This is a genomic window from Naasia lichenicola (assembly GCF_004801885.1).
In the GTDB taxonomy this organism is placed as follows: domain Bacteria; phylum Actinomycetota; class Actinomycetes; order Actinomycetales; family Microbacteriaceae; genus Naasia; species Naasia lichenicola.
The window spans coordinates 304,829-330,132 of record NZ_SSSM01000006.1 but is presented as its reverse complement, the minus strand read 5'-3'; the positions used below and the strand labels follow the sequence as shown (position 1 = coordinate 330,132).

The window sequence follows — 25,304 nt, the reverse complement described above, 5'->3', positions numbered from 1 at the left end:
GTCTGCGCCAGCCGCGGACGACGAGGAGGTCGGATGAGCAACCCCACCGGTACGGAGTACGACGCGATCGTCGTTGGGGCAGGACTCGCGGGGCTCGTCGCCGCGTCCGAGCTCATCCATGCAGGGAAGCGGGTGCTCGTCCTCGATCAGGAGCCCGAAGCGAGCCTCGGCGGCCAGGCCTGGTGGTCGTTCGGCGGGCTGTTCCTCATCGACTCTCCCGAGCAGCGCCGGATGGGCATCCACGACTCCGCCGAGCTCGCGCATCAGGACTGGTTCGCCAGCGCCGACTTCGACCGCGAGGAGGACCTCTGGCCGCGCCGGTGGGCCGAGGCCTACCTCGACTTCGCGGGTGGCGAGAAGCGCGCCTGGCTGCATGAGATGGGGGTGCGCTGGTTCCCGATCGTCGGCTGGGCGGAGCGCGGCGGTCAGACCGCCACCTCGCACGGCAACTCGGTGCCGCGCTTCCACGTCACCTGGGGCACCGGCCCGGGCGTGCTGGCCCCCTTCCTCGAGCGCGTGCAAGGCGCGGTCGACGACGCCAGCGCGGAGTTGCGCTTCCGACACCGGGTGGATGAGCTGATCGTCGAGGGCGGCGCCGTCGTGGGCGTTCGCGGAGCCGTGCTGGCCCGAGACGATGTCGCGCGGGGCGTCGCGAGCAGCCGCGAGGTGGTGGACGAGTTCGAGTTCCGGTCGTCCGCAGTCCTGGTCACTACGGGTGGCATCGGCGGCGACCACGATCTGGTCCGCGCCGCCTGGCCCAGCCGCCTCGGAGCTCCCCCCGCCGGCATGCTGTCCGGCGTCCCCGCGTCGGTCGACGGCCGGGGCATCGCGCTGGCGAAGCGGGCTGGCGGGCACACGGTCAACGAGGACCGGATGTGGCACTACACCGAAGGCATCATCAACCACTCGCCGGTGTGGGCGCAGCACGGCATCCGCATCCTGCCCGGGCCGTCCTCCCTCTGGCTCGATGCCACCGGGCGTCGCCTGCCTGCACCCCTGTTTCCCGGCTTCGACACCCTGGCGACTCTGGAGCACATCGCCCGTTCCGGCCACGCGCATTCGTGGTTCATCCTGACCCAGAAGATCATCGAGAAGGAGTTCGCCCTCTCGGGCAGCGAGCAGAATCCCGACCTCACCGGCAAGGACCTCCGGCTCCTCGCGTCTCGGATCGGCAAGGGCGCTCCTGCTCCTGTCGAGCTGTTCAAGGAGCGCGGACCGGACTTCGTGGTCGCCGGATCGATCGAGCAGCTGATCAGCGGCATGCAGGCGCTCGAGCCGTCGGTGCGGCTCGACGGCGAGCTGGTGGAGCGGGAGATCCGCGCGCGCGATCGCGAGATCGTCAACGACTTCACGAAGGACGCCCAGGTGACCGCCATCCGCGGTGCACGCAAGTACCTCGGCGACCGACTGATCCGCGTCGCATCGCCCCATCAGCTCCTCGATCCGAAGGCTGGGCCGCTCATCGCGGTGCGCCTGCATGTGCTGACCCGCAAGAGCCTCGGCGGGCTGGAGACCGATCTGTCCGGCCGGGTGCTCGGGCCCGACGGACGGACCGTCCCCGGACTCTTCGCGGCGGGCGAGGCCAGCGGCTTCGGCGGCGGCGGGATGCACGGCTACCGCTCGCTCGAGGGGACTTTCCTCGGCGGCTGCCTCTTCTCGGGCCGCGTCGCCGGACGCGCGATGGCTGGACTCTGACTCACGGACCCGGAGATGTTGCGCCGATCCGGATCATCCGACGGAACACGGCGTTGCGGACCGCAGGAGTGGGCAGCTCACCACTTTTCGGCCCAGATCTCCGGATCCGTGAAAGAACTCCGGATCCGTAAAGGAGGCTTGGACGAGCTAGGTGCCGAGGAGGGACCAGGCGCGGCGGCGGACCAGGACGTGACCGCGGGACGACGTGAGGCGGGACCAGGGGCCGGCCTCGAAGACGGGGACCTCTTCGTCGACGTCTTCGGCGACGAAGCCGAGACTGAAGGCGGCGAAGGCCGCGCCCGACGGGATCGCGTCGAGCCCGGGGATCGGGCGGCCCCAGACCTCGGAGCGCACGCGGCGCACGATCTGCTCGCCGACGGCGCTCGGCACCGCGGTGCCGACCTCATCGATTCCCGCCTTGCCGACGGCCACCAGTGTCGTGGCATCGGTCTCGCCGACGCGCTTCCACCCGGAGCGCGGCGGTGAGATGCCCGCCCAGGTCACGGTGCTGACCTCGGTGGGCAGCGCGACGGATATCAGCGTGTCACTCGATTCGCGCGCGCGGGTCACCCGATCCAGCAGGGATCGGACCGGCACGACCACATCGAACGCCACCCGGTCGGTCAGCGCGAAGGTGCGAAGCCCCAGGACGGTCGGGCTGTCGTCGAGCAGCCCGGCGGGATAGAGAATCGCGGAGTAGACCGCGAGCACCCCGGCGGCGGCGATCATGCGCACGGAACCACCCTCCACTCGGCCCGCGCGGCCGAGGTAGACCGACAGATCGTCGAGGGATGGCGTGTCCACGAGGGTGAAGGATCGGCTCATCAGTCTGTCTAAACTACAGGCGGGGCGCGGGCTTCGAGCGGGCAAGGGCTCGGCATCGGTCCTTCGCCTGAGAATCGCTCACCGCTGCGAGGAGATCCCGTGCCCGATCCGCTGGCGTCATTCCTCGCCGCTCTCGATCTCACCGACACCGGTGCCCGCACGAACGAGGACATCTTCACCGGGCCTTCGCAGTGGAGTCCGCTCGGTCGGGTCTTCGGCGGTCAGGTGCTCGCCCAGTCGCTGCTCGCGGCGATCCGGACCACGGAAGAGGATCGGGTCGTGCACTCCATGCACGGCTACTTCCTGCGCCCCGGAGACGTGAAGCTGCCCATCACTTTCTCCGTGGATCGGATCCACGACGGGCGCTCCTTCTCCACGCGGCGCACGCAGGCGTACCAGAACGGTCAGCCGATCCTGTCGATGATCGCGTCGTTCCAGACCCAGGACGACGGGCTCGACCACCAGATCGAGATGCCCGCGGATCTCGCCGATCCCGAATCGCTGCCGAGCACGGCGGAGGTCCTCGCCGGCGTCGACCACCAGGTGGCGAAGTTCTGGGCAGAGGAGCGCCCGTTCGACCTCCGCCACCTCGAGTCGCCGATCTACCTCTCGGTGGACGGGAACCGCGTGGCGCACCAGTCGATCTGGATGCGGGCGATCGGACGCCTGCCCGACGACCCGAACCTGCACCGGGCTGCGCTCGCCTACGCCAGCGACTACTCGATCCTCGAGCCCATCCAGCGCCGGCATGGCATCTCGTGGGGCACCCCCGGCATCCGCGTTGCCAGCCTCGATCACGGCATGTGGTGGCATCGGTTCGCCCGGGTCGACGAATGGCTGCTGTACGTGCAGGAGTCGCCGAGCGCGAGCGGCGGACGCGGCCTCTCGGTCGGCCGGATCTACACCCGCGACGGCATCCTGGTGGCGAGCGTCGCCCAGGAGGGCATGGTGCGCGTCCCGCACGCCGACTGATCGCTCCATCCGCAGAAGCGGCAGCAGGACAGAAGCGGTACAGGGACCAGGAGCCTGCTAGCGGCGGTCGAACTCGATCTGGTCCTCGACGTAGGGCGCCCAGGCGGTGCGCGCGAGGTCGCTGATGCGCTGCGGCTTCCCATTCGCCGCATCGACCATGACCAGCGTGGACGACGCCTTCGCGAAGAGCGAGCGGACGGGGGCGCCCTCCGACTCGTCGGGGATGGCGGAGTAGATCTCGTAGCAGATCTGCAGACTGGCTCCCCCGAGCCGTCCGATCCACAGCTCGATGTCGAGCGGAGTGCGCTGATACGGGATCGGTAGCAGGTACTCGACCTCCTGGCGTGCGATCAGCGAGATGGTCGGCGAGCCGGGTCGGCCGTCGATGACGGCGAGCTCGGAATTCGAGGCGGGATCGTCGGTCGCCCAGAACGCCTCGATGCGCGCCTCTTCGAGCAGGCGCAGCATCTCGGCGTTGTTGACGTGCTGATAGGCGTCGAAGTCCGACCAGCGCAGTCGGACGGGAACGTGCAGGCGCACGGCATGCCTCTCGGGGAAGCGCAGATCCGCACCGAACTGCCCGGTTCTGCCGCCTGGAACGCATCCCGAGCAGCAGAACTGGGCAGCTCGGCGGCTAGCTGCGGGTGAGCTTGCGGTACGTGGACCGGCTGGGACGAGCCGCATCGATGCCGAGGCGCTCGATCTTGTTCTGCTCGTAGGAGTCGAAGTTGCCCTCGAACCAGTACCAGTGGGCCGGATTCTCCTCGGTGCCCTCGTAGGCGAGGATGTGGGTCGCGATCCGGTCGAGGAACCACCGATCGTGGGTGATGACCACCGCGCAGCCGGGGAACTCGAGCAGCGCGTTCTCGAGGCTGCCGAGGGTCTCGACGTCGAGGTCATTCGTCGGCTCGTCGAGCAGCAGCAGGTTGCCGCCCTGCTTGAGGGTGAGGGCCAGATTGAGCCTGTTGCGCTCCCCACCGGACAGCACGCCGGCCGCCTTCTGCTGATCGGGTCCCTTGAATCCGAACGTCGAGACGTAGGCCCGCGACGGGATCTCGGTCTTGCCGACCTGGATGTAGTCGAGCCCGTCGGAGACGACCTCCCAGAGTGACTTCTTGGGGTCGATGCCGCCGCGGTTCTGGTCGACGTAGGAGATGTCGACCGTGTCACCGATCTTGAGCGTTCCGCCGTCGAGCGGCTCGAGGCCCACGATGGTCTTGAACAGCGTGGTCTTGCCGACTCCGTTGGGGCCGATTACTCCGACGATGCCGTTGCGGGGCAGGGTGAAGGAGAGGCCGTCGATGAGCTGGCGGCCCTCGAATCCCTTCTCGAGCTTGCTGGCGTCGATGACCTGCGAGCCGAGTCGTGGGCCGACCGGGATCTGGATCTCCTCGAAGTCGAGCTTGCGCGTCTTCTCGGCCTCCGTCACCATCTCCTCGTAGCGAGCGAGGCGCGCCTTCGACTTGGTCTGGCGGCCCTTCGAGTTCGATCGGACCCAGTCGAGCTCGTCCGCGAGTCGACGTGACAGCTTGGCGTCCTTCTTGCCCTGGACCTTGAGGCGCTCCTGCTTCTTCTCGAGATAGGTCGAGTAGTTGCCCTCGTAGGGGTAGAGACGTCCGCGGTCGACCTCGGCGATCCACTCCGCGACGTTGTCGAGGAAGTACCGATCGTGAGTGACGGCGAGGACGGCGCCGGGGTACTTCGCGAGATGCTGCTCGAGCCACTGCACGCTCTCGGCGTCGAGGTGGTTGGTCGGCTCGTCGAGCAGCAGCAGGTCGGGCTTCTGCAGCAGCAGCTTGCAGAGAGCGACGCGGCGCTTCTCACCACCCGAGAGGTTGCTGACGATGGCGTCGCCCGGCGGCGTCCGCAGGGCATCCATGGCCTGCTCGAGCTGGGAGTCGAGGTCCCAGGCGTCGGAGGCGTCGATCGCCTCCTGCAGCACGCCCATCTCGGCCAGCAGAGTGTCGAAGTCGGCGTCGGGATCGGCGAGCGCGGCGCTGATCTCGTTGAAGCGATCGAGCTTGCCCTTGGTCTCGGCGACGCCCTGCTGCACGTTCTCGAGCACGGTGGCGCTCTCGTCGAGCTGAGGCTCCTGCTCGAGAAATCCGACGGTGTATCCCGGTGACAGCTTGGCCTCGCCGTTGCTCGGGATGTCGAGGCCCGCCATGATGCGCAGGATGGTGGACTTTCCGGCACCGTTCGGCCCGACGACGCCGATCTTGGCGCCGGGCAGGAAGGCCATCGTCACATCGTCGAGGATCACCTTGTCGCCGTGCGCCTTGCGCGCGCGGACCATGGAATAGATGTATTCGGCCATGGCCCAATCCTATTTGGGCGGCACGACCTCGCCGCTGTCGTGCACACCCCGCTCGGTCGCCGTCACCCCTGCCACTGCGAACAAGGGAGCCTCAGCCGGCGGGACGGTCGGAGCCGATGAGGCATCGCCCGGAGGACAGCACGGCAGTGACGAGCGAGTGATAGCCGACCCCGCTGCCCCACTGGCCGATCAGACAGCCGTCGGCCAGCCGGACGGAGAACTGCACCGACGCGGCCTCGAGATCCACCGCCGTGCGGTCGGGCGTGAGCTCCATCGCCGCCGTATCGAAACCCGCCGCGGCGAGCGCCGCGGTGAACTGCGCTCCGTCGGGAGCCGGATCGGCGACGAGCACCTGTTCGTTGACGTAGTCGAAGAAGGCGAGATTGCCCTCCGCCGTTCCAGCCGGGTCGAGCACGGGTGTTGTGTCGACAGGCGTCGGCGCGGCGGTCGGCTGGGCGGAGACGGCAGCGGTCTCGGCCGGGCCGGCAGGCCCCATGGCCGAGCAGCCTGCCAGCCCTGCAGCCAGGAGCACCGACGCCAGTGCGCCGCGCGCCGCGCCGCGCATCCAGTTGTGTCCCGTCGCCATGCTGACGCTCCCCCATCGACTCCGCCGAAGTCTAGGCGGACCGCTGCGCCAGAGGCCCTGATCGACGCGGGCGATCAGAACGGGGCGTCGGCGTCGGCCATCTCGGCCTCGCGGCCGACTGCGGGATTGAACCAGGCATCCGCCGACGACGCCACGTCGGAGGACCCCTCGGCTGGGGACGAGCCATCCGACGCCGTGGTCGACGGCTGCTCGGGCGGTGCTGTGCGGGCAGGAGCCGCAGGCGGCGTGACCGGTCCGTTGAACCACTTCAGATCGATCCCGACGCTCTCGGCGATGATCTCCACGTTCGTTCCCTTGCGGCCGTCGGGATTCTCCCAGTCGGCGATGCGCACCCGGCCCGAGACGATCACGGTGCGACCCTTGCGCACCGCGGACGCGACGCCCGCGGCGAGCTGCCCGAACGCGACTACGCGGTACCAGTTGGTCTGCTTGCTCTGCTTGTCGAGCTGGCCGTCTGCGCCGCGGCGCAGATAGTCGGTGGCGACGCTGAACGAGGCCACCTCGAGGCCCCTCGCGGTGGTCGTGAAGGTCGGGTCGGCACCCGCTCGTCCGCTGATGGAAATGCTGTCGTTCATGTCCGCTCTCCTCCTCGTCCGCGCGGTCGACGCGCGGTGCTCGATCGAGGGCGGTCCGATGTCTCGTGCCGGATTCACCGGACCGCTCTCTCCGAGAAGGATCCGCGGAATGGACCGGCCGGGAACGGCCGAAGCCGACATCGGTGGACAACCCGATGCCGGCTTCGACTGTGAGCGCATGGTGCGCTAGGCGGCCTTGACGTACTCGGCATAGCTGCGGCGGACCTTGTTGACCTTGGGCACGGCCACCGCGAGGCAGTAGCCCTGGTTGGGATTCTTGGCGAAGAAGTCCTGGTGGTAGTCCTCTGCGGGGTAGTACTCCCCTAGCGGCTCGAGCTGGGTCACGATGGTGCCGTCCCACAGATCGGCGGCCTTGTCGATGGCCGCCTGGAAGAGCTCCCGCTGCTCCTCGTCGGCGTAGAACATCGCCGATCGGTACTGCGTTCCGACATCATTCCCCTGGCGGTTGAGCTGACGCGGGTCGTGCAGGGTGAAGAAGACGTCGAGGATGACCTGCCGCGGGATGACATCGGGATCGAAGGTGACGGCGACCGCCTCCGCGTGTCCCGTGGATCCCGTGCAGACCTGCTCGTAGGTGGGGCTGATCGCCGAACCTCCGGTGTATCCCGACACCACGTCGGATACGCCCACCAGGTCCCGATAGACCGCGTCCAGGCACCAGAAGCACCCTCCGGCCAGTACGAACGTCTCCATATGCCTGCTCCTCTGCTCCGCGAGCGGTGCGTTCCCTGGGCGATGGGACGTCGCGCTCGTCACTACCATTGAACAGTGAACTACAGCGCCGCAGCCGATCGTTACCAGCAGCTCGAATACCGACGCACCGGTCGGAGCGGCCTGATGCTGCCGCCCCTGTCGCTCGGCCTCTGGCACAACTTCGGCGACGAGCGCAGCATCGACTCGCAGCGCGCGATCCTGCGCCGCGCCTACGACCGTGGGATCACCCACTTCGATCTGGCCAACAACTACGGTCCGCCTCCCGGATCGGCGGAGACCAACTTCGGCCGGATCTTCAGCGAGGACTTCACCGCGCACCGCGACGATCTGGTCATCTCGACGAAGGCCGGCTACAGCATGCAGGAGGGCCCCTACGGTGACTGGGGTTCCCGCAAGTACCTCCTCAACTCGCTCGACGCGAGCCTGAAGCGGATGGGCCTCGACTACGTCGACATCTTCTACCACCACCGACCCGACCCGAACACGCCCATCGCGGAGACCGCGAGCGCGCTCGAGACCGCGGTGACCAGCGGACGTGCCCTCTACGTCGGCATCTCCAACTACAGCCCCGAGCAGACGACGGCCATGGCGAAGGAGCTGTCCTCCCGCGGCATCCACCTGCTCATCCACCAGCCCCGCTACTCGATGTTCGACCGGCACATCGAGGAGGGACTGTTCCCCGTGCTCGAAGAGCAGGGGATCGGCTCGATCGTCTTCTCGCCACTGGCGCAGGGCATGCTGACCGACCGCTACCTCGGCGGTGACATCCCGAGCGACTCACGGGCCGCCACGAGCGTCTTCCTGTCGGAGGACAGGATCGACGAGACGTACCTCGCGCGCGCACGCGGCCTCAATGCGATCGCGCAGGACCGCGGACAGACTCTCGCCCAGCTCGCGCTGGCCTGGGTGCTGCGCCAGCCGCAGGTCACGTCGGCGCTGATCGGCGCGTCGAGCACGCAGCAGCTGGATCAGAATCTGGGCGCCCTCGACGCCGCGCCGCTCACTGACGATGAGCTTGCTGCGATCGACGAGTTCGCCGTCCACGGCACCGGCTTGCGCTGAGCAGCCGCGATCAGCGGGGATCGGCCCGCGCATCGCGCACGTCTGCCGCTCACTATCCGCCATCCATGCCGTCGGAGGGCATGTCGGAGGGTCGTCCTAGCGTCTGAAGCACAGATCAGATGCGCAGGGCCGGCTGCGGAACGAGAGGACAGACATGACCACCACGATTGCCGCCGACGCCGTCCGCACCGCGCTTCCCCGTCGCGGCGTGTCATGCACTCAGCTCAACAACGGGCTCTGGCGGATCACCCGTGACAGCGGCCAGGTGCTCGGCTACGTCGAGCACATCGAGAACGGCGCACTGCCGCGGTTCCAGGCCAAGAGGCTCGCATCCACCGGCCGCTCGTTCGTCGCGGCCGGCGAATTCTGGTCGTTCGACGATGCGGTCGACTGCCTGCGGTTCTCCTGAGCAGCGCGCGACACCGAAGGTATAGTCCCTGCCATGCAGTGGTGGAACGATTTCGTCGACTGGTTCTATTCACCGGCAGGACAGACCGTGCTCCTCGGAGCGGTGATCCCCTTCGTCGCCATCCTGGTGTCCGGGATCATCGCGACGGCGATCGCTCGCGGCAGCATCAAGCGCCTCATGCGCAGCCACGACCGGGAATTGAAGGCGTCTGCTGTCATCGGCCTGCTGGACAGCGCCCGGCAGGCGTCGGTCTGGCATTCACTGCTGCCCAACGAGCAGCTGGCGGCCGATCGGTCGATGGGTGCTGCCGACGTGCAGCTGAGGATGCTGCCCATCCCGGGCGCATCGGTCGCGGCCAATTGGGCCGGCCACGAGATCCGCGAGTTCAAGCGTGCATCCGCGACCTTCACCCTGCAGTTCGACGCCCCGCTCGCGGAGTTCCGCGACCGCCTCATCGACTGGGAGAGCAACCCCCGGCGCGCGCGCAAGATCTTCGAGCGCGACCTCGCCCGTTGGAGCGAGGACCGCTCCCGCGAGGATCAGCTGCTGCAGCAGGAGCAGGATGCCTGGGCCGCCCAGCAGAACCCGGCTCCGCGCCTCGACGATTCGGCCGCGACACCCGTCGTGACGGCGCCGGCGCCCGTTCCGATTCCGCCGTCGGGGCCCACGCTGGTGCCCGACCCGGTCCCGGTCGCCGACGGCGAGCCCTCGCCCGCCTTCGCACCCGTGCGGCCGACCCAACCCTTCCGACGCCCAGAACCCGTTCGTCCAGAAGCCGTCCGGCCCGAAGCCGTCCGCTCCGAGTCTGCCCACCCCGAGCCCGTGCGCCCGGACAGGAGCTACTCCTCCGCGGCAAGGCTCGACGACAATGTCGATGCGGGCGGCGGGACGTCCGTGAACCCTCGCCTGCTCGCCTCGAGCGATGACGATCAGACCCAGGTGACGTCGGTGATGCCTCCGATCGGCACGCGGCCGCTCCGCCCGTCGCTCCCCCAGCAGATCCACGATGCCGACGAGGAGCCGGGCGCAGTCGAGCGCCCTACCGACGAGCCATACGCACCTCCCATCCCGGCCGCCTTCGGGCGTCCGCGGGGCTCGGAGGACTGATCCGACGCCGCCACGGCAAATTCGGGATTTTGCATAGCGCAGCTATATAGTTCGGCTATAGTTGTGGAACGTGAACGAATCAGTCGACACCCTGCAATCCCTGATCATCTCTGCGCATCGCCTCACCCGGATCGCCGCGCAGCACACCGGAAACGGCACCTCGCCCGCGGTCTGGCGGACACTGTCGATCCTCATCAATGACGGCCCCATGCGGATCGGCGAGCTCGCCGCCGCGAGTCGGGTCGCTCAGCCCACCATGACGAAGATCGTCCAGAACCTGGCCGCAGAGGATCTCATCCGTCGAATCGCCGACGTGGACGACGCCCGGGCCTGGCTCATCGCGATCACCCCGAAGGGCCAGAACGCTCTGAACACCTGGCTCCAGCAGGTCGCCGAATCCGCCGCTCCCCTGTTCTCCGACCTCACGGCCGATGACTGGGCGGCCATGCGCGCCGTCGCGTCGATCCTCGAACGCCACATCTCCGTGTCGGAGGTCGCCGCATGACTGCTCCAACCCGGTCAGGCCGAGCGGCGCGCAGCGCTGTCCCACAGAACACCGCGCCGCGGCCCGACCCCAAGGAAGCCACGGGACACCCGAGCCTGCTCCGCCAGCCCCGGCAGGTCTGGGCCGTCGCCTTCGCCTGCGTCGTCGCCTTCATGGGCATAGGACTGGTGGACCCGATCCTTCCGACCATCGCGGCCGACCTCGACGCGACGCCCACCGAGACCGAGCTGCTCTTCACCAGCTACCTTCTGGTCACCGGTCTCGCGATGCTCGTCACGAGTTTCATCTCCTCGCGGATCGGCGCCAAGAAGACGCTGCTGATCGGCCTGGCGCTGATCGTCGCCTTCGCACTCCTCGCCGCCATCAGCGGCAACGTCGAGGCGGTCATCGGGTTCCGCGCGGGATGGGGACTGGGCAACGCGCTCTTCATCTCCACAGCGCTGGCCACGATCGTCGGAGCCGCATCGGGCGGCAGCTCGGCGGCGATCGTCCTCTACGAGGCGGCGCTGGGTCTCGGCATCGCCATAGGCCCCCTGCTCGGCGGCCTGCTCGGCAGCATCAGCTGGCGCGGCCCGTTCTTCGGCACAGCCGCCCTCATGGCCGTCGGCTTCGTGGCGATCCTCGTGCTGCTGCGCGGCGACGCGGCGAGCACCCACGCATCGCCGATCCCGTTCTCCGCTCCGTTCAGGGCGCTGGGCCGGCCCGCGATCGCGGTACTCGCCGCCACCGCCTTCCTCTACAACATCGGCTTCTTCATCCTCCTGGCCTACACGCCGTTCCCCTTGGGCTTCGGTGCGATCGGGATCGGCTTCACCTTCTTCGGCTGGGGTGTCGGCCTGGCCATCACCTCCGTCTGGGTGGCTCCGCTGCTCACTCGGCGGTTCGCGCGGCCGTCGATCATCGCGGTCGCCCTGCCCGTGCTCGCGGTCGACCTGATCGCCGCCGGTGTCCTCGTGGACAGTCAGGTGGCGCTGGTGGTCGCGGTCGTGATCGGCGGGCTCGTCCTCGGCGTGCTGAACACCGTGCTCACCGAGACCGTCATGGAGGCCACCGACCTGCCGCGCGTGGTCGCGTCATCGTCGTACTCCGCAGTGCGCTTCATCGGCGGAGCGATCGCGCCTCCCACCGCCACACTGCTGGCCGACGCCTTCGACGCGGCGACGCCCTATCTGTTCGCCGGCGGCGCCGTGCTCGCCGCGACCGCCGTGATCCTGCTCGGACGCCGTGCACTCATGCCAGCGGACCACGCTCCGGAGTCGGCACTCGAGGAGGCCAGGGCCATCTCGCTCGGCGACGCCTGACGGCTTCGCCGATGGCGACCCGCTGTCTGTGACCAGAAGTGGGGACCAACCAGGCATTCGTCTGCGCCGAACCATCTCAGACCCGCATCAGCGGACTGAGCAGAGGACTGAAGCATCGTGAACGCCAGAACCCGCAACCGCCGACGATCTCGCACCGGCCTGTACGTGGTCGTGGCCGTCATCGCAGTGATGCTGGCCGCGTGGTCGACGGGTGCCGGCGCCAGCTTCAGCCCGTCGGCGCAGCTCGCCTCGTTCATCGTCTCGCAGTAGCGATACCGAACCCGCCCCTCCCACGGCTCTCCCGAGCGCATCGGCCAGGATGAGGCGTGAGCTCTTCCGCGAGCACCGAGCTCGAACTCCGATTCCTCGGCCCCTACGACGTGCGCGCCGCCCTCCGTCTGCTGGAGGCGCACGCCATCCAGGGCGCTGAGGTGGTCGACGTCGATTCCGCGTCCTACCGTCGCCTGTTCCCCTCGGTCGGCGGTCCTGTCGCCGCCAGCATGCGTTTCGACTCGGAGCGGATGGTGGCGACCGTCGAGGCGGGCCTGGAGACGGCTCGGACTCTCGTTCCGGCCATCCGCCATCTCTTCGACCTCGACATGGATCCCGCGGCACTCGGGATCCGTTTCGCCGAGGACCCGCGTATCGGTCCGCTCATCGCTGCGCGCCCGGGGCTGCGCGTGATCGGCCATCCCAACGGATGGGAGGCCGCTCTCACCACGGTGCTCGGCCAGCAGGTCTCGCTCGCCGCCGCCCGAACGTTCAGCGGCCGACTCGTCGCGCGCTTCGGCGGAGAGCATGGATCGGGTCTGCGCACATTCCCTCCGGCAGCACTCGTCGCCGAGCTCGACCACGAGGAGCTCAGGGCAGCCATCGGCATTACCCGCAGCCGCGCCTCCACCCTGCTGCATGTCGCCCGGGCATTCGCCGACGGCCTGTCGATCTCGCCGGCCAGCGATCCGACCGTGGCCCGCCGCCTGCTGCTCGCCATCCCCGGGGTCGGTCCGTGGACCGCGGATTACCTCGCCGTCCGCGTGCTCGCCGATCGGGACGCGTTCCCGAGCGGCGACCTGGTGCTGCGCAAGGCTCTGGGCAACGTCGACGCGAAGACCGCCGAGGCGCTGTCCGAGCCGTGGCGACCCGTGCGCGCATACGCCCTGCTGCATCTGTGGACGAGCGTCGCCCCGTCCCTCGGCTGACCCGCGATTACGGACAACGGCACGCAGCGGGCAGCGCTCATGAGCGCAGGCCTACAGGGTGTTGTCGCGGAACCAGTTCAGCAACCAGGTCGCACGGGTCGGTGTGGCCCAGGCGCGATCCGCCGCGTTGCCGTCTTCGAAGAAGTCCGCGAAGCCGGGGATGTCTCGCAGTGACTCGTCGCTCACCGAGCGGAAGCCCATCGACCAGTCCCCGAATGTGCGGTCTTCGATCGGCGACTCCCACAGGACCCAGACGCTCTTGTGGCGAGGATCGTCCGCGATCGTCTTGAGCAGCGATCGGACGGCAGGCTCTGGACCCTCGAGCGCCTGCATGAACTGGCCGTCGTGGTGGAGCAGGAGACCGGTCACCCCCAGCTCTGCATTGGTGGCACGTGCGTCGGACAGCAACTCGACAAGGTCCTCGTCGGAGAACGGCACGGTGGCGGTGCTGACATACACAGAGGAGAGCACGATCATCCTTTCGGGACACAGTCTTCGACTGAGCGTGGCCCCAGTGTGCCGCCTCCCCCTGGCACGGGAGGGGCACATGGAAGGACGGCCGCCTTCTCACGGGCGATTCGGAGGCGGAACAGAGGGAGTCGGCCGAGGCGATCAGGTTGAATCCCTGGTCAGATGGGTGCCCCCGGTTGGATTCGAACCAACGACAAGCGGATTAGAAGGCCGCTGCTCTATCCCCTGAGCTACGGAGGCGCGCCCGGAAGTCTACGCGCGAGCGCCCGACCACGCCCGCCCAGCGCTCCCCGGCCAGCAGCGGGGTCGGAGTCACCGAGTGCATCCATCGAGCCGTCGCGCCGACTCTCGACTCGACCGTCTTCAGACGAGGGGTCAGAGAGGCAGGCGCACCAGGAGCACACCGGCCGCGAGACCGACGGTCACCACGGACGATCCGACGATGGCGGCGAGAGCAGCCTCACGACGGGTCGAAGTGTCGTACACGGAGTCGCGTCGTTCGGCGATACGGCCTGGTTCGAGTGCCCGCTGGGCGGCACCGAGGGAGAGGAAGGTGCCGGCGACCTCACCCACCCAGTCGACCGCGCGGAACATGAGTCCCTGCCGGGTGACCGTGCCGGCGATCTGCCCGTGGATGCTGCCGAGCCACATGCGCCCGTGGTGCTCCCAGGAGACGAGCGGAGTGTCGATGGAGGAGATCTGACGGCGATACGGGCTGGTGCGGAGAAGCGGAAGTCCAGAGACGGTCACGAGAACTCCTTTCGGGTCGCTAGTTAGTCTAACTAGCTCGAAATCATCCGCAAGCCCGCAATCGCAGACGAGGCGCAAGCGTCGCTCCTCCTCGTCCGATCGCCATGCTGTGTTTCCTTCTGGTTAACGCTGGGCGATCCGGAGCCGCGGCCGCCCCACCCGTCCGTACGATTCATGCATGGAGGACCTCATCGCTTGGGCGGAGAGGGGCGGGCTCGAGCCCGTCACCCGGAACGCCGATGATCTGCTGCACGTCGCCGATGCGCACGTCGCCTTCGCCATCGCCGCGCACCACGACCTGTTCCCGGTCGAGGCGGCCCGGGCCGGCCAGGATCGCGTCGCTCTCGGCGTGTTCGAGAGCCTGGAGGACGCCCAGCGATTCCTCGTCATGGAGCTCGGCGCCATCATCCGAGCCCATCGCAGCCTGCCCCGGCTCATCAGCGATGGGCTGCCTCCCGGCTACGTGATCGAAGAAGCCCCCACCGCGCTGTGGCTGACCTGGCTGCTCGGATCGGCGGAGTTCCCGGTGGCCCCGAGATCCCGCGGACGGGCCACCAACTTCAGCCGGATCTCCCGCGCCCCCGTCGAAACCATCGAGTCGAGCTTCCTCGCGCCATCGGGACACCCGCTTTTCGAAGCGGCGTAAAGCCCCTACCCTGTCGGGAGATCGTAGGCTATGGCCAACGTCCACCCGGAGGAGGGGATCCGCGTTGCCTCGATCCAGTCAGGACGACGAGCTTCTGCTCGTGCCCGGCGCGTCATTCGACGTGCGCGGCTACACGAGAACAGCCATCGGCAGCCACCGCGATGATCTCGATCTCGACGGGTTCGCTGCCCAGCCGCTGACGCCCAGCACGCTGCGGGCAATCCGAAGCCTCGAGCGCGTCGAACGCTCAACGATGCATCATCTGCGCAACGTGCTCGTCACGCCCACACACAAGGATGCGCGGGTCACCGCGTTCCTCATCACCTGGGCGTTCGAGAAGTTCTGGATGGCCGACGCTCTGCGGGCCGTCCTGGAGGCGCACGCCATCGAGCCCCTCGGTGAGAGCTCGCGCCGAGGCGGAGGAGCCGTCTTCGACCGCATCCGCCCCATCGGCACCTCACTGTTCACCGGCGCGATCGGATCGGACATCGTCGCCGTGCACATGGCGCTCGGCATCGCCGACGACTGGGCGATGGGCGCGACCTACGAGACCGTCGCCAGCGACGCAGCGAACCCCACACTCGACGCGGTCTTCGCCCGGATCGCGCACGTCCGCGCCCGCCATGCGGAGTTCTTCGAGGTGCAGGCACGCGATCGACTCAGTCGATCCCTGCGCTCTCGCTCTCTGACCCGCGCGCGCTTCCGAGTGGCGACGGTGCCGATCAGCTCCTCTGCGCTCAGCGCGGACGACCGGCGCGCGCTCGACACGATCGTGCAGCGCCGCGCCACCGAGACCCTTGCACGCATCCGCACTCTTCCCGGCCTCGCCGGGACCCGCCTCCGCCCCGGGCACTGAGCCCGAGACGACCAGTCAGGACACCATGGCATTCGACATCACCAAGTACACCTCCACGTCGGAGTCGGTCAATTGGCGCGACCTCGCCTTCGAGGAGTTCGCCGACAACCCGCTGCCCGAGCACACCCTGCGGAGCCTCCGCTACATGTGCGACGTGGAGTACCACACCGTCTGCTACCTGCGGGACATGCTCGTGACCCCGTCGCACCGCGACGACGACGTCTCCGCGTTCATGACGATGTGGAACCGCGAGGAGTTCTGGCACGGCGAGGCGCTCGCCGATGTGCTCGGCGCCCACGGCGTGAGCGTCGACTTCGACGAGCTCAAGGCCAAGCGCATCCGCCTGGGCTGGAAGGACCGGCTCGACCCGGTCAAGCAGTCGCTCATGGGCAACATCGTGGGCAAGGACTTCGTCGCGGTGCACATGATCTGGGGAGCGGTCAACGAGTGGTCGGCCATCGCCGCCTACAACCGGCTCGCCGACCTCGAGAAGCACCCCGTGCTCGCCGAGCTGCTCCGTCGCATCGCCAAGCAGGAGGCGCGCCACGTGGCCTTCTACGCGAGCCAGGCCCGCGAGCGCCTCGCTGTCAGCAAGAAGGCGCAGATCCTCGCCCGTCTCGCTCTCAGCAAGGCATGGCGTCCCGTCGGCTCCGGCATCATGGCCGACGACGAGGTCACCCACGTCATGAAGCACCTCTTCGGCAGCGACAGCGGAATCGTCGAGATCCAGAAGATCGACACCCACGTCGCGAAGCTCCCCGGTCTGCAGGGCCTCACCATCGTCGAGGACGCCATGCGCGCGCACGGCGTGGGAGTCGGTCTCGCCGCCTGACAGCTTCAGGCCACGAAGCTGGCGATCGCCGCGATCGCCGAGACGAGTGCGATCAACAGCGAGACGCTGACCAGGATCACGTGCACGCGGAGGAATGCGGTCGCGCGTCCCCTCTGGTCGCGGGCCCGCGGGTCGCGCGCCACCCTCCGGAGGAAGGGCGGCCACACCACGACGTTCCAGACGGCGTTGACGAGCAGCAGGACGGCGAGGAGCGTTGACACGTTCCGACGATATCCGTGGCGGCTGGGCGCTGCGCCACCGCCCGGTGGGCTGAGCGGGCGGCAGATCCGGCGTGTCCGGGGGCGCCAGTAGAGTTGCCGGGTGGCAAACGGAAGCGAACGACTCGTCTGGATCGACTGCGAGATGACAGGGCTCGACCTCGCGGTCGACGAGCTCGTCGAGGTCGCGGTGATCGTCACCGACTACGAGCTCATGCTCCAGGATGCCGGGCTGAGCCTCGTGATCAAGGCCGACCAGGCCGCCCTCGACAACATGAACGAGGTGGTCACCAACATGCACACCGAGTCGGGGCTGATCAACGAGATCCCCCGCGGCATCAGCCTCGCCGACGCCGAGTTCCAGGTCCTCGAGTACATCCAGCGCTTCGTGCCCACTGCCGGATCGGCGCCGCTCGCCGGCAACACCATCGGCACGGACCGGTCCTTCCTCGCCAAGTACATGCCTCGGGTCGACACGTACCTCCACTACCGCAGCGTCGACGTGTCCTCGATCAAGGAGCTCGCTCGCCGCTGGTTCCCCCGCATCTACTTCAACGCTCCCGCGAAGGCCGGCGGCCACCGTGCCCTCGCCGACATCATCGAGAGCATCCGCGAGCTCGACTACTACCGCAAGGCCGCCTTCGTGCAGCCTCCCGGTCCGACCACCGAGCAGGTGCAGGCGGTGTCCGCCGCCGTGGTCGATGAGTTCGCCGCCCGGCTGTAATAGACTCTCCGAGTTGCTTCGCGGTTCCGCCGCGGACGATGCCCGTTCCGACGGGCCGTGGTGGGCGTAGCTCAGTTGGTAGAGCGCTGGCTTGTGGTGCCGGATGTCGCGGGTTCGAGTCCCGTCGTTCACCCCACTTCTTCGCGAAGGCGAGGTACTCGGCAGGTCCGAGGCACCTCGCCTTCGCTGTATCCACGGCCGCATCGCCGGCTTATCCCGTCCGCATCGGAGGCATGGATGATCGACCTCGATGCTGAAGCGTTCGAGGCGCTCGTCGTCTCCGAGCTGGACGCGTTGCCGGACGACATGGTCGACGGCCTCGAGAACGTCGTCTTCGTGGTCGAGGACCGCCCGGAGGACGGCACGCTCGACACGCTCGGCTTCTACGACGGCACCGCGCTCACCGAGCGCGACCGCTACGGATTCGGAGAGATGCCCGACCGGATCGTGCTGTTCCGCGAGCCGCTGCTCGCCATCTGCGACGGCGAGGATCAGCTCCGCGACGAGATCCACATCACCCTCGTGCACGAGATCGCGCACTTCTACGGGATCGACGACGAGCGGCTGCACGAACTCGGTTGGGACTGACCCGCCGGGCGGAACTGCGAGCCCTCCCGCGGGGGCATGCTGAGTGCATGAGCCTCTACTCGGACTTCCCCGCCCGGCGCACCCTTCAGGTCGTGATCGACCTGCTCGCCGTGATCGCGATCGTGCTCGCCATCGTCGCCGGGGCGGCGGTCCGCTCCGCCATCGACGGGCTTGCCGGGCTCGGCGAGCAGATGCAGAGCACCGGATCCGACTTCGACGGCGCCCTCAGCGACGCGGGCGACCAGCTCGGCGGGGTGCCGCTCATCGGCGGCGGCATCCGCTCGCCGTTCGATGCCGCAGCCAGCGCAGGAGCCTCCCTTGCGGATGCCGGTGCGCAGCAGCAGTCGGCCGTGCACACCGCCGCGGCGGTCGCCGGCCTGCTCGTCACCCTCATCCCGATCGGATTCCTGCTCTGGTACTGGCTGCGCGCGCGGATCATCTTCGCGATCGGCTCGGCCAGAGCCCGCGCCATCCTCCGCCTCGACGATGGGCTGGATGTGCTCGCCCTGCGGGCACTGGTCGCCGCCCCCGCCGCAGACCTGCGGACGGCGTCCCCCCGGCCGGCCAACGCATGGCGCATGGCCGATTCCGCCGACATCGCGCGTCTCGCGGCCATCGAGCTGCGCACCTGGGGCGTGCGGCTGCCTCGAGACCTCGCCCGCGATCCCGCGCTCGCCGGACGCGAGTAGCGTGCACAGGGTGACCACGACCGGCCCCGACTCCCCGTCCTCCTCCCCCGGCGCCGAGACTGATGCCCCGCCGAGCACGGCTCTCCCGAGCTCCACGCGGACCGCGGAATCGGTCGCCGCACGCGGGATCGGGGCCTTTCTCGATGCCCTCGAGGCGCACCCGGACATCGAGCCGCACAGCCTCATGCTGCTCCGACACGGGCGGGTCATCGCCCAGGGCTGGTGGGCACCGTTCACCCCGAGCCGGCTTCACCACGTGTACTCCGTGAGCAAGACCTTCACGGTGAGCGCTCTCGGATTCGCCGTCGACGAGGGTCTCGTCGGCCTCGACGACACGGTGATCTCGCATTTCCCCGAGTTCGCCGACGAGATCACGACCCCTCGGAGCCGAGCGATCCGGATCCGAGATCTCGCCGCGATGGCCGCTGGGCACCGGGAGGACATGTACGCACCCGCGCTCGAGACCGACCCCCTCGAGCCGGTGCGCGGCTTCCTGCTGCACGAGCCCGACGAGGAACCGGGCAGCGTGTTCGCCTACAGCCAGCCCTGCACGTACACGATCGCGGCCATCATCCAGCGCGCCTCGGGCCAGACGCTGACCGACTACCTGCGACCGAGGATGTTCGATCCCCTCGGCATCGGGGCGGCCGTCTGGCGGGAGTACCCCGCCGGCCGCCAGGTCGGCTTCGCGGGTCTGCACGTGACGACCGAGGCGATCGCCAAGCTCGGCCTGCTGCATCTTCAGGACGGGGTATGGGAGGGAGAGCAGGTGCTCCCCGTCGGCTGGGCTGCGGAGGTCCGACAGCGCCGGGTATCGACCGGTGCGGACGAGAGCGACGACTGGGAACAGGGCTATGGATTCCAGGTCTGGCAGGCGAGGCACGGCTACCGGGGCGACGGCGCCTCCGGCCAGTTCTGCGTGATCCTGCCCGAGCAGGACGTCGTCCTGGCGGTGACGGCCGGGACCTACGCCATGCGAGCCATGCTCGAGGCCGCCTGGGAGCATCTGCTTCCCGCGGTCGACGCCCCCACCTCGGACGCGGACGACGCGACGCTCGAGACCCGCCTGGGGGCGCTGGCCCTTCCATCCCTCGAGGGAGCCGCCGCACCGGCCGAGGCCGACGGCTGGGCCGGGTCGTTCTACCTGACGGGTGCCGAGGACGCGCGGCTGCGCACGGCCTCCGTGGCGGAAGACGACGGCGCGTGGCGGATCGAGCTGACCGACGTCGCGGGGAAGACGCTTCGCGTCCCCGTCCTCGGCACCGGCTGGACGACCATCGAGGCGGTGGACGGGCTGCCGCCGGTGGCCGTGACCGGCGGCTGGGTCGACGACGAGCTCCTGAGGATCGACATCTCGTTCCTCGAGACGCCGCACCGGATCACGCTGAGCCTGCGACGCGAGTCGCGCCGAGCGGTCGCGCGCTGGCTCACCGAGCCGCTGCTCGTCGCACCGGACGACGCGGGGATATTCGGCCTGCAGGCGCCGCGCTGACCTCGGGAGGCCGACACGAGAGCGGACTTCGGGCCGTTCGAGCGGTCGAGATCGCTCTGACAGCCCGAAGTCCGCTCGGGTGAACTCGGCTCGGGGCGCAGGCTAGAGGCGGAGCGACTCGTCGGCGTCGCCGCTCTGGGTGGGGTCGCTGTCGCGGGCATCGAAGGTGTAGCTGACGTGCAGCTCGCCCTCGATCTCGCGGGTCTCACCCGCGTTGTACCAGAAGATGGCCTCGATGCCATCGACGAGCGAGATGCTGCTGAGCTGGGTGTCGTAGGTGTCGTCGACCATGACGCGGGTCTCGCTGCGTCCGGCGAGCGGGCCGTCGACGAATTCGGCGAGGTAGCGGATGTTCGACGGGGACTGTGCATCACTCATGCCGCAACGTTACCGCGCGCCCCTGATGGCTCGCCTCGCTGTGATCCGTCCATCCCGTGCGACCGCGAACGCGACGAGCGACCGGGACGAGCGAACGCAAACCCGATCGCGACCGCATCAGCGGACCGCCCGTCTCGACGGGTGCGGTGCGCCGGACGCCGGCGTCGCCGAGCGCAGCTACCCTGGCCGCATGGCTGGTCGGGAACGCAATCGCGTGGTCGCGGTGATCATCGCGGTCGTCGTCGTCGCCCTGGCCGTCTACGGTCCGGTCGCGCTCCTCGCCCCGCTGCCCTCCACTACGGGCAAGACGGCGCAGCTCGCATCGGAGTCCGCCTCCACCACCCCGCCTGTGCTCCCTGCAGCGGGGTCGAGCGGTGTCACGCTGAGCGCGGATGAGGTCCCTCTCGCGGGAGGCTCCTCCGACGCGCTGCCCATGGCGGCCATAGCGAAGGTGATCACTGCGCTCGTCGTGCTCGATCAGGCGCCCCTGCAGCCCGGACGCGCCGGGCCGGCCATTCCGGTCACGGCCGACGACTACGCCTCCTACGCGAAGTTCCAGGCGCAGGGCACCCGAGCGATCCGCGTCGTGACGGGCGACAGCTGGAGCGAGCGCGAGGCTCTCCAGGCCATGCTCATCGCGTCGAGCAACAACCACGCAGAGATGGTCGCGCGATGGGCGTTCGGATCCTTGGACAACTACCTGACAGCCGCCCAGGCCTGGCTCGCCGAGAACGGCCTCGCCAGCGTGGTCGTCGTCGATCCGACGGGCCTGTCGGATCAGAGCGTCGCCTCTGGATCCGACCTCGCGCAGATCTCGGCGCTCGCGATGGCCGACCCGTTCATCGCCGAGACCGTCACCACGGGCCAGGTCGTCACCACGCGGGGCGGCGTGTTCGACAACACCATCAGCTACCAGGCGGCGAGCGGCGTCATCGGCATCTCGCGCAGCTACACCGACGAGGCGGGAGTCTGCCTGCTCTTCGCTGTGCCGGTCACCGTCGACGCGAGCACGAGCGCGGAGGGCGACGCGGCCTCCCAGCAGGTGACCGTCTATGGCGCCATCGTCGGCGAGCCCTCCTACGACGACCTGGATGCCGACTTCACCGCCCTGGTCGCCAGCCTGCCGGGCGCCATCGGCGAGCACGTCCTCCTCGCCAAGGGCGCAGTCGTCGGCACCTACTCCACTCCATGGGGCTCCACGGCGAACGCCGTCGCACGGGACGGCATCTCCGTCCTGGGCTTCTCGTCCAGCCCCGACGCAGCACCCGTCGTCGTGCTCGATCCTGTCGCGACCGCGTCGAAGGGCACTCGGGTCGGCACGTTCACCATTTCGGGCCCCGCCACGACCGACCCCGAAAGCACGGCCAGTGGCGCCGACTCGGGTGCCGACGGCGGCAGCGCCGACACGGCCTCCGACCAGGTCGTCACTCTCGTCCTCGATCGAGCCATCACCGATCCCGGGCCGCTCTGGCGGCTCAGCTCGCCCGGCGTGGTCATCCCGGCCATGATCGGCTCGATCAGCGGATCAGGCTGAAGTCCGATCCCCTGACGACCACCTGGGCGCGGTGCCGCGGATCCTCGCGCCGGATCAGCTCCTCCTCCTGCAGCGCCCACATGTCCCAGAACGGCTCGAAGGCGGCGCCGTCGCGCAGCAGCGCGTTGCGCCGGCGCGAGGCCGCGTCGAGTTCGACCCAGATGCTCGAGGTGACGAGGCCCGAGCTCCGCCTCGAGATGCTTCCGCAGCCGTCGATGATCAGCGGCGCCGAGAGGTCGACGATGTGCCGATCGGCGGGCCGGTCATTCGTCCAGTCCCATCCCGTCCACTGGCCGCCGAGCAGGATGTCATCGACGACCATCCGGCTCGCCTCCGCGAGCCCGCTCCACCCCGGATAGACGTCGTCGAGGCGGACGAGCTCCGCGCCGAGCCGGGGGGCGAGCAGCGTCGCGAGGGTCGACTTGCCCGATCCGGATCGCCCGTCGATCAGCACGACGGCCCGGCTGCCGGACGGAGCCGACCGCTCGAGGATCTCGACGATCGCACCGACCTGATCCGACAGGTGCGGTCGACGGAGGCTCAGGGGATCGGACGGATCCGGCTCAGCGGGCACCGATGAAGTTCCATTCCCCCGTGAGGACCGCGGCGGTGACCGCGATGGTCGAGATGGCCGCACCGACGGCGAGCAGCGCGAACTCGCGGCCGCCGAACGGGGAGGCCCGCGCCCAGGTGCGCCGCTCGGAGCCGCCGAACGCGCGCGCCTCCATGCCGACGGCGAGCTTGCTTCCCCGACGGATCGACAGCACGAGCAGCGAGAACGCCATCCCCGCGAAGCGGCGGACCCGGCCGCGATCGGCGATCCCGCGCGCGCGGCGTGCCAGTTCCAGCGAACGCCAGTCCTCGAGGAACAGTCCGACGAGTCGGAGACCCGCCAGTGCACCCAGCACGAAGCGGGCGGGAAGCCGGAGCCGCTGGGCCAGACCGTCGGCGAGATCGGTCGGGTCGATGCTGATGAACAGCACGACCGCGGGAACTCCGATCGCCAAGACGCGCAGCAGAGTGGCGACTGCCAGCGCGATGGAGCCGTCGCTGACCCTCACGAGGAGCCATTCGACGTAGACCGTGCCCTCGGTGCGCCCGTAGAGCAGCACCGAGATGCCGGCGAGCGGCGCGGCGACCCACACCGGCAGGGTGCGGATCCAGAACCGCCGCCATCCGACGCCCATGAACGGCACCACGGCAAGCACGAGCACGAGCGCCACCGCCGCCGACACCCAGTCGATGGTGAGGATCAACGGCCCGGAGACGAGCACGGCGGCGCCGAGCTTCGCCAGCGGATTCACCGGTCGCAAGCGTGCGGGGGCGAGCAGCGCGGTCGACGAGGTCATGCCACGGACTCCACGGGAAGAGGATGCAGCTCGAGCCGGTCGGTGGCGACCGCGTCGACGAAGTCCTGGTCGTGGGTGACGGCGATCAGCGCGGTGCCCTGCTCCTGGAGACCGCGGAGGAGACGCACCAGCTCGGCCCAGGTCCGTGCGTCCTGGCCGAAGGTCGGCTCGTCGAGGATGAGCACCGACGGGCCAGCGGCGAGAGCGGTGGCGACCGACAGCCGACGCTTCTCGCCTCCCGAGAGCGTGAAGGGGTTGGCGCGCTCGATCGCGCGCAGGCGGAGGGCGTCCAGGAGGGGATCGATCCGCGCGTCGACGTCCCGCGCTCCGAGTCCCGCGGCTGTCGGGCCGATCGCGAGCTCGGCGCGAACCGTCGGGGCCACGAACTGGTGCTCGGGATCCTGGAAGACGGAGCCGATCCGGGTGATGAGCTCGCGCGAGCTCCAGCGGATGGGGCGGCGCTCGCCGCGCGCCGCGAGCGCCTCGCCGACCTGCACCTCCCCGCCGAGGGGCGGAAGCAGACCCCCGAGCGCGAGCGCCGCCGTGGATTTGCCGGCTCCGTTCGGTCCGGTGATGCAGAGCGCGGATCCCGCCGCCAGTCGCAGATCGATGCCGGACTGCACGATTCGAGTGCCGCGGCCGACGGCCAGGTCGATGGCCCGCATCACCTCGAGGTCGCTCCGAGACCGGAGCGGGGTGAACCTCGTGGCGCGTCCCGGCACCCAGACCCCCGCCTCGACGAGCGAGTCCGCTGCCGAACCGAGCACGTCGGCGGGTGCGCCGTCCGCCAGGACTCCCCCGCCGGCGGCGAGCACCACCACGCGATCCACGATCGGCAACCAGGTCGCCACGCGATGCTCGACGACCACGAGCGTCGCGCCCGTGCGCGCCAGCATCCGCTCGATCGCATCGACGACCTCGCGGACGCCGTCGGGATCGAGGTTGGCGGTCGGCTCGTCGAGGAGCACGAGTCCCGGACGCATGGCGATGATCCCGGCGAGCGCGAGCCGCTGCTTCTGTCCGCCCGACAGCGCGGAGGTGGAATGGTCGAGAGGCAGATCGAGTCCGACGGCGTCCAGTGCCTCGACCACCAGCGGCCAGATCTCCTCGCGAGCCACCCCGAGGTTCTCGGGTCCGAAGGCCACGTCGTCGCCGACCCGCGCGAGCACGATCTGCGCGTCCGGGTCCTGCAGCAGCAGCCCGGCCCGTCCGCGGAGCCCGGCCGCCGAGACGCCATCGAGGGTCAGCTCGCCGCGCTGGTCGCCTTCATCCGAACCTCCGAGCAGGCCGGCGAGGCCCTGCAGCAGGGTGGACTTGCCGGCTCCCGATGCGCCGAGCAGCAGGACGCGTTCGCCTGCGTCGATCCGCAGGTCGAGCCCCTCCACCGCCCACGCGCGGCGGCCGGCGTGACGCCAGCCCCATCCCCGCGCCGTGACGGTGGTCGGACGCCCCGGCGCGATCCGCGCGG

Annotated in this window: 30 protein-coding genes and 2 tRNA genes; 18 read left to right on the top strand and 14 right to left on the bottom strand. The window is 69.3% G+C overall.

What is annotated here, in order from left to right; genetic code table 11:
* Positions 1-33: 33 nt before the first annotated feature.
* Positions 34-1,695: an FAD-binding dehydrogenase gene (locus E6C64_RS17775; RefSeq protein ID WP_136429020.1), complete on the top strand. Its 1,662-nt coding sequence runs from the start codon at positions 34-36 to the stop codon at positions 1,693-1,695.
* Positions 1,696-1,842: 147 nt separating this feature from the next.
* Here E6C64_RS17775 and E6C64_RS17770 read toward each other — a convergent pair whose 3' ends face one another.
* On the bottom strand, positions 1,843-2,520 hold the full coding sequence (locus E6C64_RS17770; protein ID WP_136429018.1) for a DUF8185 domain-containing protein: 678 nt from the start codon (positions 2,518-2,520) through the stop codon (positions 1,843-1,845).
* 99 nt (positions 2,521-2,619) lie between these two features.
* On the opposite strand from E6C64_RS17770, the gene E6C64_RS17765 reads away from it, so the two are divergent.
* A complete protein-coding gene (locus tag E6C64_RS17765) occupies positions 2,620-3,492 on the top strand; it encodes an acyl-CoA thioesterase (RefSeq protein ID WP_199241089.1) in 873 nt (290 codons plus the stop codon).
* 57 nt (positions 3,493-3,549) lie between these two features.
* Here E6C64_RS17765 and E6C64_RS17760 read toward each other — a convergent pair whose 3' ends face one another.
* The 5 genes from E6C64_RS17760 to msrA form a co-directional block, all read right to left on the bottom strand.
* A complete protein-coding gene (locus E6C64_RS17760) occupies positions 3,550-4,032 on the bottom strand; it encodes an acyl-CoA thioesterase (protein WP_136429016.1) in 483 nt (160 codons plus the stop codon).
* Positions 4,033-4,126: 94 nt separating this feature from the next.
* On the bottom strand, positions 4,127-5,809 hold the full coding sequence (ettA, locus tag E6C64_RS17755) for an energy-dependent translational throttle protein EttA (protein WP_136429014.1): 1,683 nt from the start codon (positions 5,807-5,809) through the stop codon (positions 4,127-4,129).
* A gap of 91 nt (positions 5,810-5,900) precedes the next feature.
* Entirely contained in the window at positions 5,901-6,395 is a 495-nt protein-coding gene (locus E6C64_RS17750; protein ID WP_136429012.1) for a DUF6993 domain-containing protein, read from the bottom strand.
* Positions 6,396-6,469: 74 nt separating this feature from the next.
* Entirely contained in the window at positions 6,470-6,991 is a 522-nt protein-coding gene (locus E6C64_RS17745) for a single-stranded DNA-binding protein (protein WP_158437923.1), read from the bottom strand.
* Between the two features lie 186 nt (positions 6,992-7,177).
* Complete coding sequence (gene msrA / locus E6C64_RS17740; protein WP_136429008.1) at positions 7,178-7,705, bottom strand: peptide-methionine (S)-S-oxide reductase MsrA; 528 nt, start codon at positions 7,703-7,705, stop codon at positions 7,178-7,180.
* A gap of 75 nt (positions 7,706-7,780) precedes the next feature.
* On the opposite strand from msrA, the gene E6C64_RS17735 reads away from it, so the two are divergent.
* From E6C64_RS17735 to E6C64_RS17710, 7 genes are all read left to right on the top strand, one after another.
* A complete protein-coding gene (locus tag E6C64_RS17735) occupies positions 7,781-8,788 on the top strand; it encodes an aldo/keto reductase (protein ID WP_233255710.1) in 1,008 nt (335 codons plus the stop codon).
* A gap of 154 nt (positions 8,789-8,942) precedes the next feature.
* The gene (locus tag E6C64_RS17730; RefSeq protein WP_233255709.1) at positions 8,943-9,197 is read left to right on the top strand and encodes a hypothetical protein; all 255 of its coding nucleotides are present in this window, start codon (positions 8,943-8,945) and stop codon (positions 9,195-9,197) included.
* 33 nt (positions 9,198-9,230) lie between these two features.
* Positions 9,231-10,304, top strand: a complete 1,074-nt coding sequence (locus E6C64_RS17725) for a hypothetical protein (protein WP_136429005.1) — start codon at positions 9,231-9,233, stop codon at positions 10,302-10,304.
* 70 nt (positions 10,305-10,374) lie between these two features.
* On the top strand, positions 10,375-10,809 hold the full coding sequence (locus E6C64_RS17720) for a MarR family winged helix-turn-helix transcriptional regulator (protein ID WP_136429003.1): 435 nt from the start codon (positions 10,375-10,377) through the stop codon (positions 10,807-10,809).
* Positions 10,806-12,110, top strand: a complete 1,305-nt coding sequence (locus E6C64_RS17715; RefSeq protein ID WP_136429001.1) for an MFS transporter — start codon at positions 10,806-10,808, stop codon at positions 12,108-12,110. Before E6C64_RS17720 ends, E6C64_RS17715 begins: the two co-directional genes overlap by 4 nt.
* Before the next feature lie 117 nt (positions 12,111-12,227).
* Positions 12,228-12,380, top strand: a complete 153-nt coding sequence (locus E6C64_RS19170) for a hypothetical protein (RefSeq protein ID WP_158437922.1) — start codon at positions 12,228-12,230, stop codon at positions 12,378-12,380.
* A gap of 56 nt (positions 12,381-12,436) precedes the next feature.
* Positions 12,437-13,309, top strand: a complete 873-nt coding sequence (locus E6C64_RS17710; RefSeq protein ID WP_136429000.1) for a DNA-3-methyladenine glycosylase family protein — start codon at positions 12,437-12,439, stop codon at positions 13,307-13,309.
* Between the two features lie 51 nt (positions 13,310-13,360).
* Here the strand turns inward: E6C64_RS17710 and E6C64_RS17705 are convergent, their stop codons facing one another.
* The 3 genes from E6C64_RS17705 to E6C64_RS17695 form a co-directional block, all read right to left on the bottom strand.
* Entirely contained in the window at positions 13,361-13,780 is a 420-nt protein-coding gene (locus tag E6C64_RS17705; RefSeq protein ID WP_158437921.1) for a BLUF domain-containing protein, read from the bottom strand.
* 167 nt (positions 13,781-13,947) lie between these two features.
* Positions 13,948-14,020, bottom strand: a tRNA-Arg gene (locus tag E6C64_RS17700).
* A 135-nt stretch (positions 14,021-14,155) separates the two neighbouring features.
* Positions 14,156-14,530 (bottom strand): hypothetical protein, encoded by a 375-nt coding sequence (locus E6C64_RS17695; protein WP_136428996.1) that lies wholly within the window; start codon positions 14,528-14,530, stop codon positions 14,156-14,158.
* A gap of 178 nt (positions 14,531-14,708) precedes the next feature.
* Between E6C64_RS17695 and E6C64_RS17690 the strand changes: the two genes are divergently transcribed.
* From E6C64_RS17690 to E6C64_RS17680, 3 genes are all read left to right on the top strand, one after another.
* The gene (locus tag E6C64_RS17690) at positions 14,709-15,176 is read left to right on the top strand and encodes an Imm61 family immunity protein (RefSeq protein WP_136428994.1); all 468 of its coding nucleotides are present in this window, start codon (positions 14,709-14,711) and stop codon (positions 15,174-15,176) included.
* 64 nt (positions 15,177-15,240) lie between these two features.
* Entirely contained in the window at positions 15,241-16,032 is a 792-nt protein-coding gene (locus tag E6C64_RS17685; protein ID WP_136428993.1) for a hypothetical protein, read from the top strand.
* 25 nt (positions 16,033-16,057) lie between these two features.
* Positions 16,058-16,864 carry a ferritin-like domain-containing protein gene (locus tag E6C64_RS17680; protein ID WP_136428990.1) on the top strand — a complete coding sequence of 269 codons (807 nt, stop codon included), beginning with the start codon at positions 16,058-16,060 and terminating at the stop codon, positions 16,862-16,864.
* Between the two features lie 5 nt (positions 16,865-16,869).
* Here E6C64_RS17680 and E6C64_RS17675 read toward each other — a convergent pair whose 3' ends face one another.
* Positions 16,870-17,085 carry an SCO4848 family membrane protein gene (locus tag E6C64_RS17675; RefSeq protein ID WP_136428988.1) on the bottom strand — a complete coding sequence of 72 codons (216 nt, stop codon included), beginning with the start codon at positions 17,083-17,085 and terminating at the stop codon, positions 16,870-16,872.
* 100 nt (positions 17,086-17,185) lie between these two features.
* Between E6C64_RS17675 and orn the strand changes: the two genes are divergently transcribed.
* From orn to E6C64_RS17650, 5 genes are all read left to right on the top strand, one after another.
* A complete protein-coding gene (gene orn, locus E6C64_RS17670) occupies positions 17,186-17,806 on the top strand; it encodes an oligoribonuclease (RefSeq protein ID WP_136428985.1) in 621 nt (206 codons plus the stop codon).
* 60 nt (positions 17,807-17,866) lie between these two features.
* Positions 17,867-17,942, top strand: a tRNA-His gene (locus E6C64_RS17665).
* A gap of 101 nt (positions 17,943-18,043) precedes the next feature.
* Positions 18,044-18,394: a metallopeptidase family protein gene (locus E6C64_RS17660; RefSeq protein WP_136428984.1), complete on the top strand. Its 351-nt coding sequence runs from the start codon at positions 18,044-18,046 to the stop codon at positions 18,392-18,394.
* A 47-nt stretch (positions 18,395-18,441) separates the two neighbouring features.
* Complete coding sequence (locus E6C64_RS19165) at positions 18,442-19,083, top strand: hypothetical protein (RefSeq protein ID WP_158437920.1); 642 nt, start codon at positions 18,442-18,444, stop codon at positions 19,081-19,083.
* A gap of 10 nt (positions 19,084-19,093) precedes the next feature.
* Positions 19,094-20,575, top strand: a complete 1,482-nt coding sequence (locus tag E6C64_RS17650) for a serine hydrolase domain-containing protein (protein WP_158437919.1) — start codon at positions 19,094-19,096, stop codon at positions 20,573-20,575.
* Positions 20,576-20,677: 102 nt separating this feature from the next.
* Here E6C64_RS17650 and E6C64_RS17645 read toward each other — a convergent pair whose 3' ends face one another.
* Positions 20,678-20,953, bottom strand: a complete 276-nt coding sequence (locus E6C64_RS17645; RefSeq protein WP_136428981.1) for a hypothetical protein — start codon at positions 20,951-20,953, stop codon at positions 20,678-20,680.
* A gap of 190 nt (positions 20,954-21,143) precedes the next feature.
* On the opposite strand from E6C64_RS17645, the gene E6C64_RS17640 reads away from it, so the two are divergent.
* A complete protein-coding gene (locus E6C64_RS17640) occupies positions 21,144-22,487 on the top strand; it encodes a D-alanyl-D-alanine carboxypeptidase family protein (protein WP_158437918.1) in 1,344 nt (447 codons plus the stop codon).
* On the opposite strand, the gene E6C64_RS17635 is transcribed toward E6C64_RS17640, so the two are convergent.
* The 3 genes from E6C64_RS17635 to E6C64_RS17625 are packed head-to-tail and all read right to left on the bottom strand — an operon-like array spanning position 22,471 to position 25,221.
* Positions 22,471-23,061, bottom strand: a complete 591-nt coding sequence (locus E6C64_RS17635) for a nucleoside/nucleotide kinase family protein (protein WP_233255708.1) — start codon at positions 23,059-23,061, stop codon at positions 22,471-22,473. The two genes, E6C64_RS17640 and E6C64_RS17635, sit on opposite strands and share 17 nt — an antisense overlap.
* Entirely contained in the window at positions 23,051-23,836 is a 786-nt protein-coding gene (locus E6C64_RS17630) for an energy-coupling factor transporter transmembrane component T family protein (RefSeq protein ID WP_136428979.1), read from the bottom strand. Before E6C64_RS17630 ends, E6C64_RS17635 begins: the two co-directional genes overlap by 11 nt.
* A complete protein-coding gene (locus E6C64_RS17625; RefSeq protein ID WP_199241088.1) occupies positions 23,833-25,221 on the bottom strand; it encodes an ABC transporter ATP-binding protein in 1,389 nt (462 codons plus the stop codon). The genes E6C64_RS17630 and E6C64_RS17625 overlap by 4 nt, the downstream gene beginning before the upstream one ends.
* Positions 25,222-25,304 lie beyond the last annotated feature (83 nt).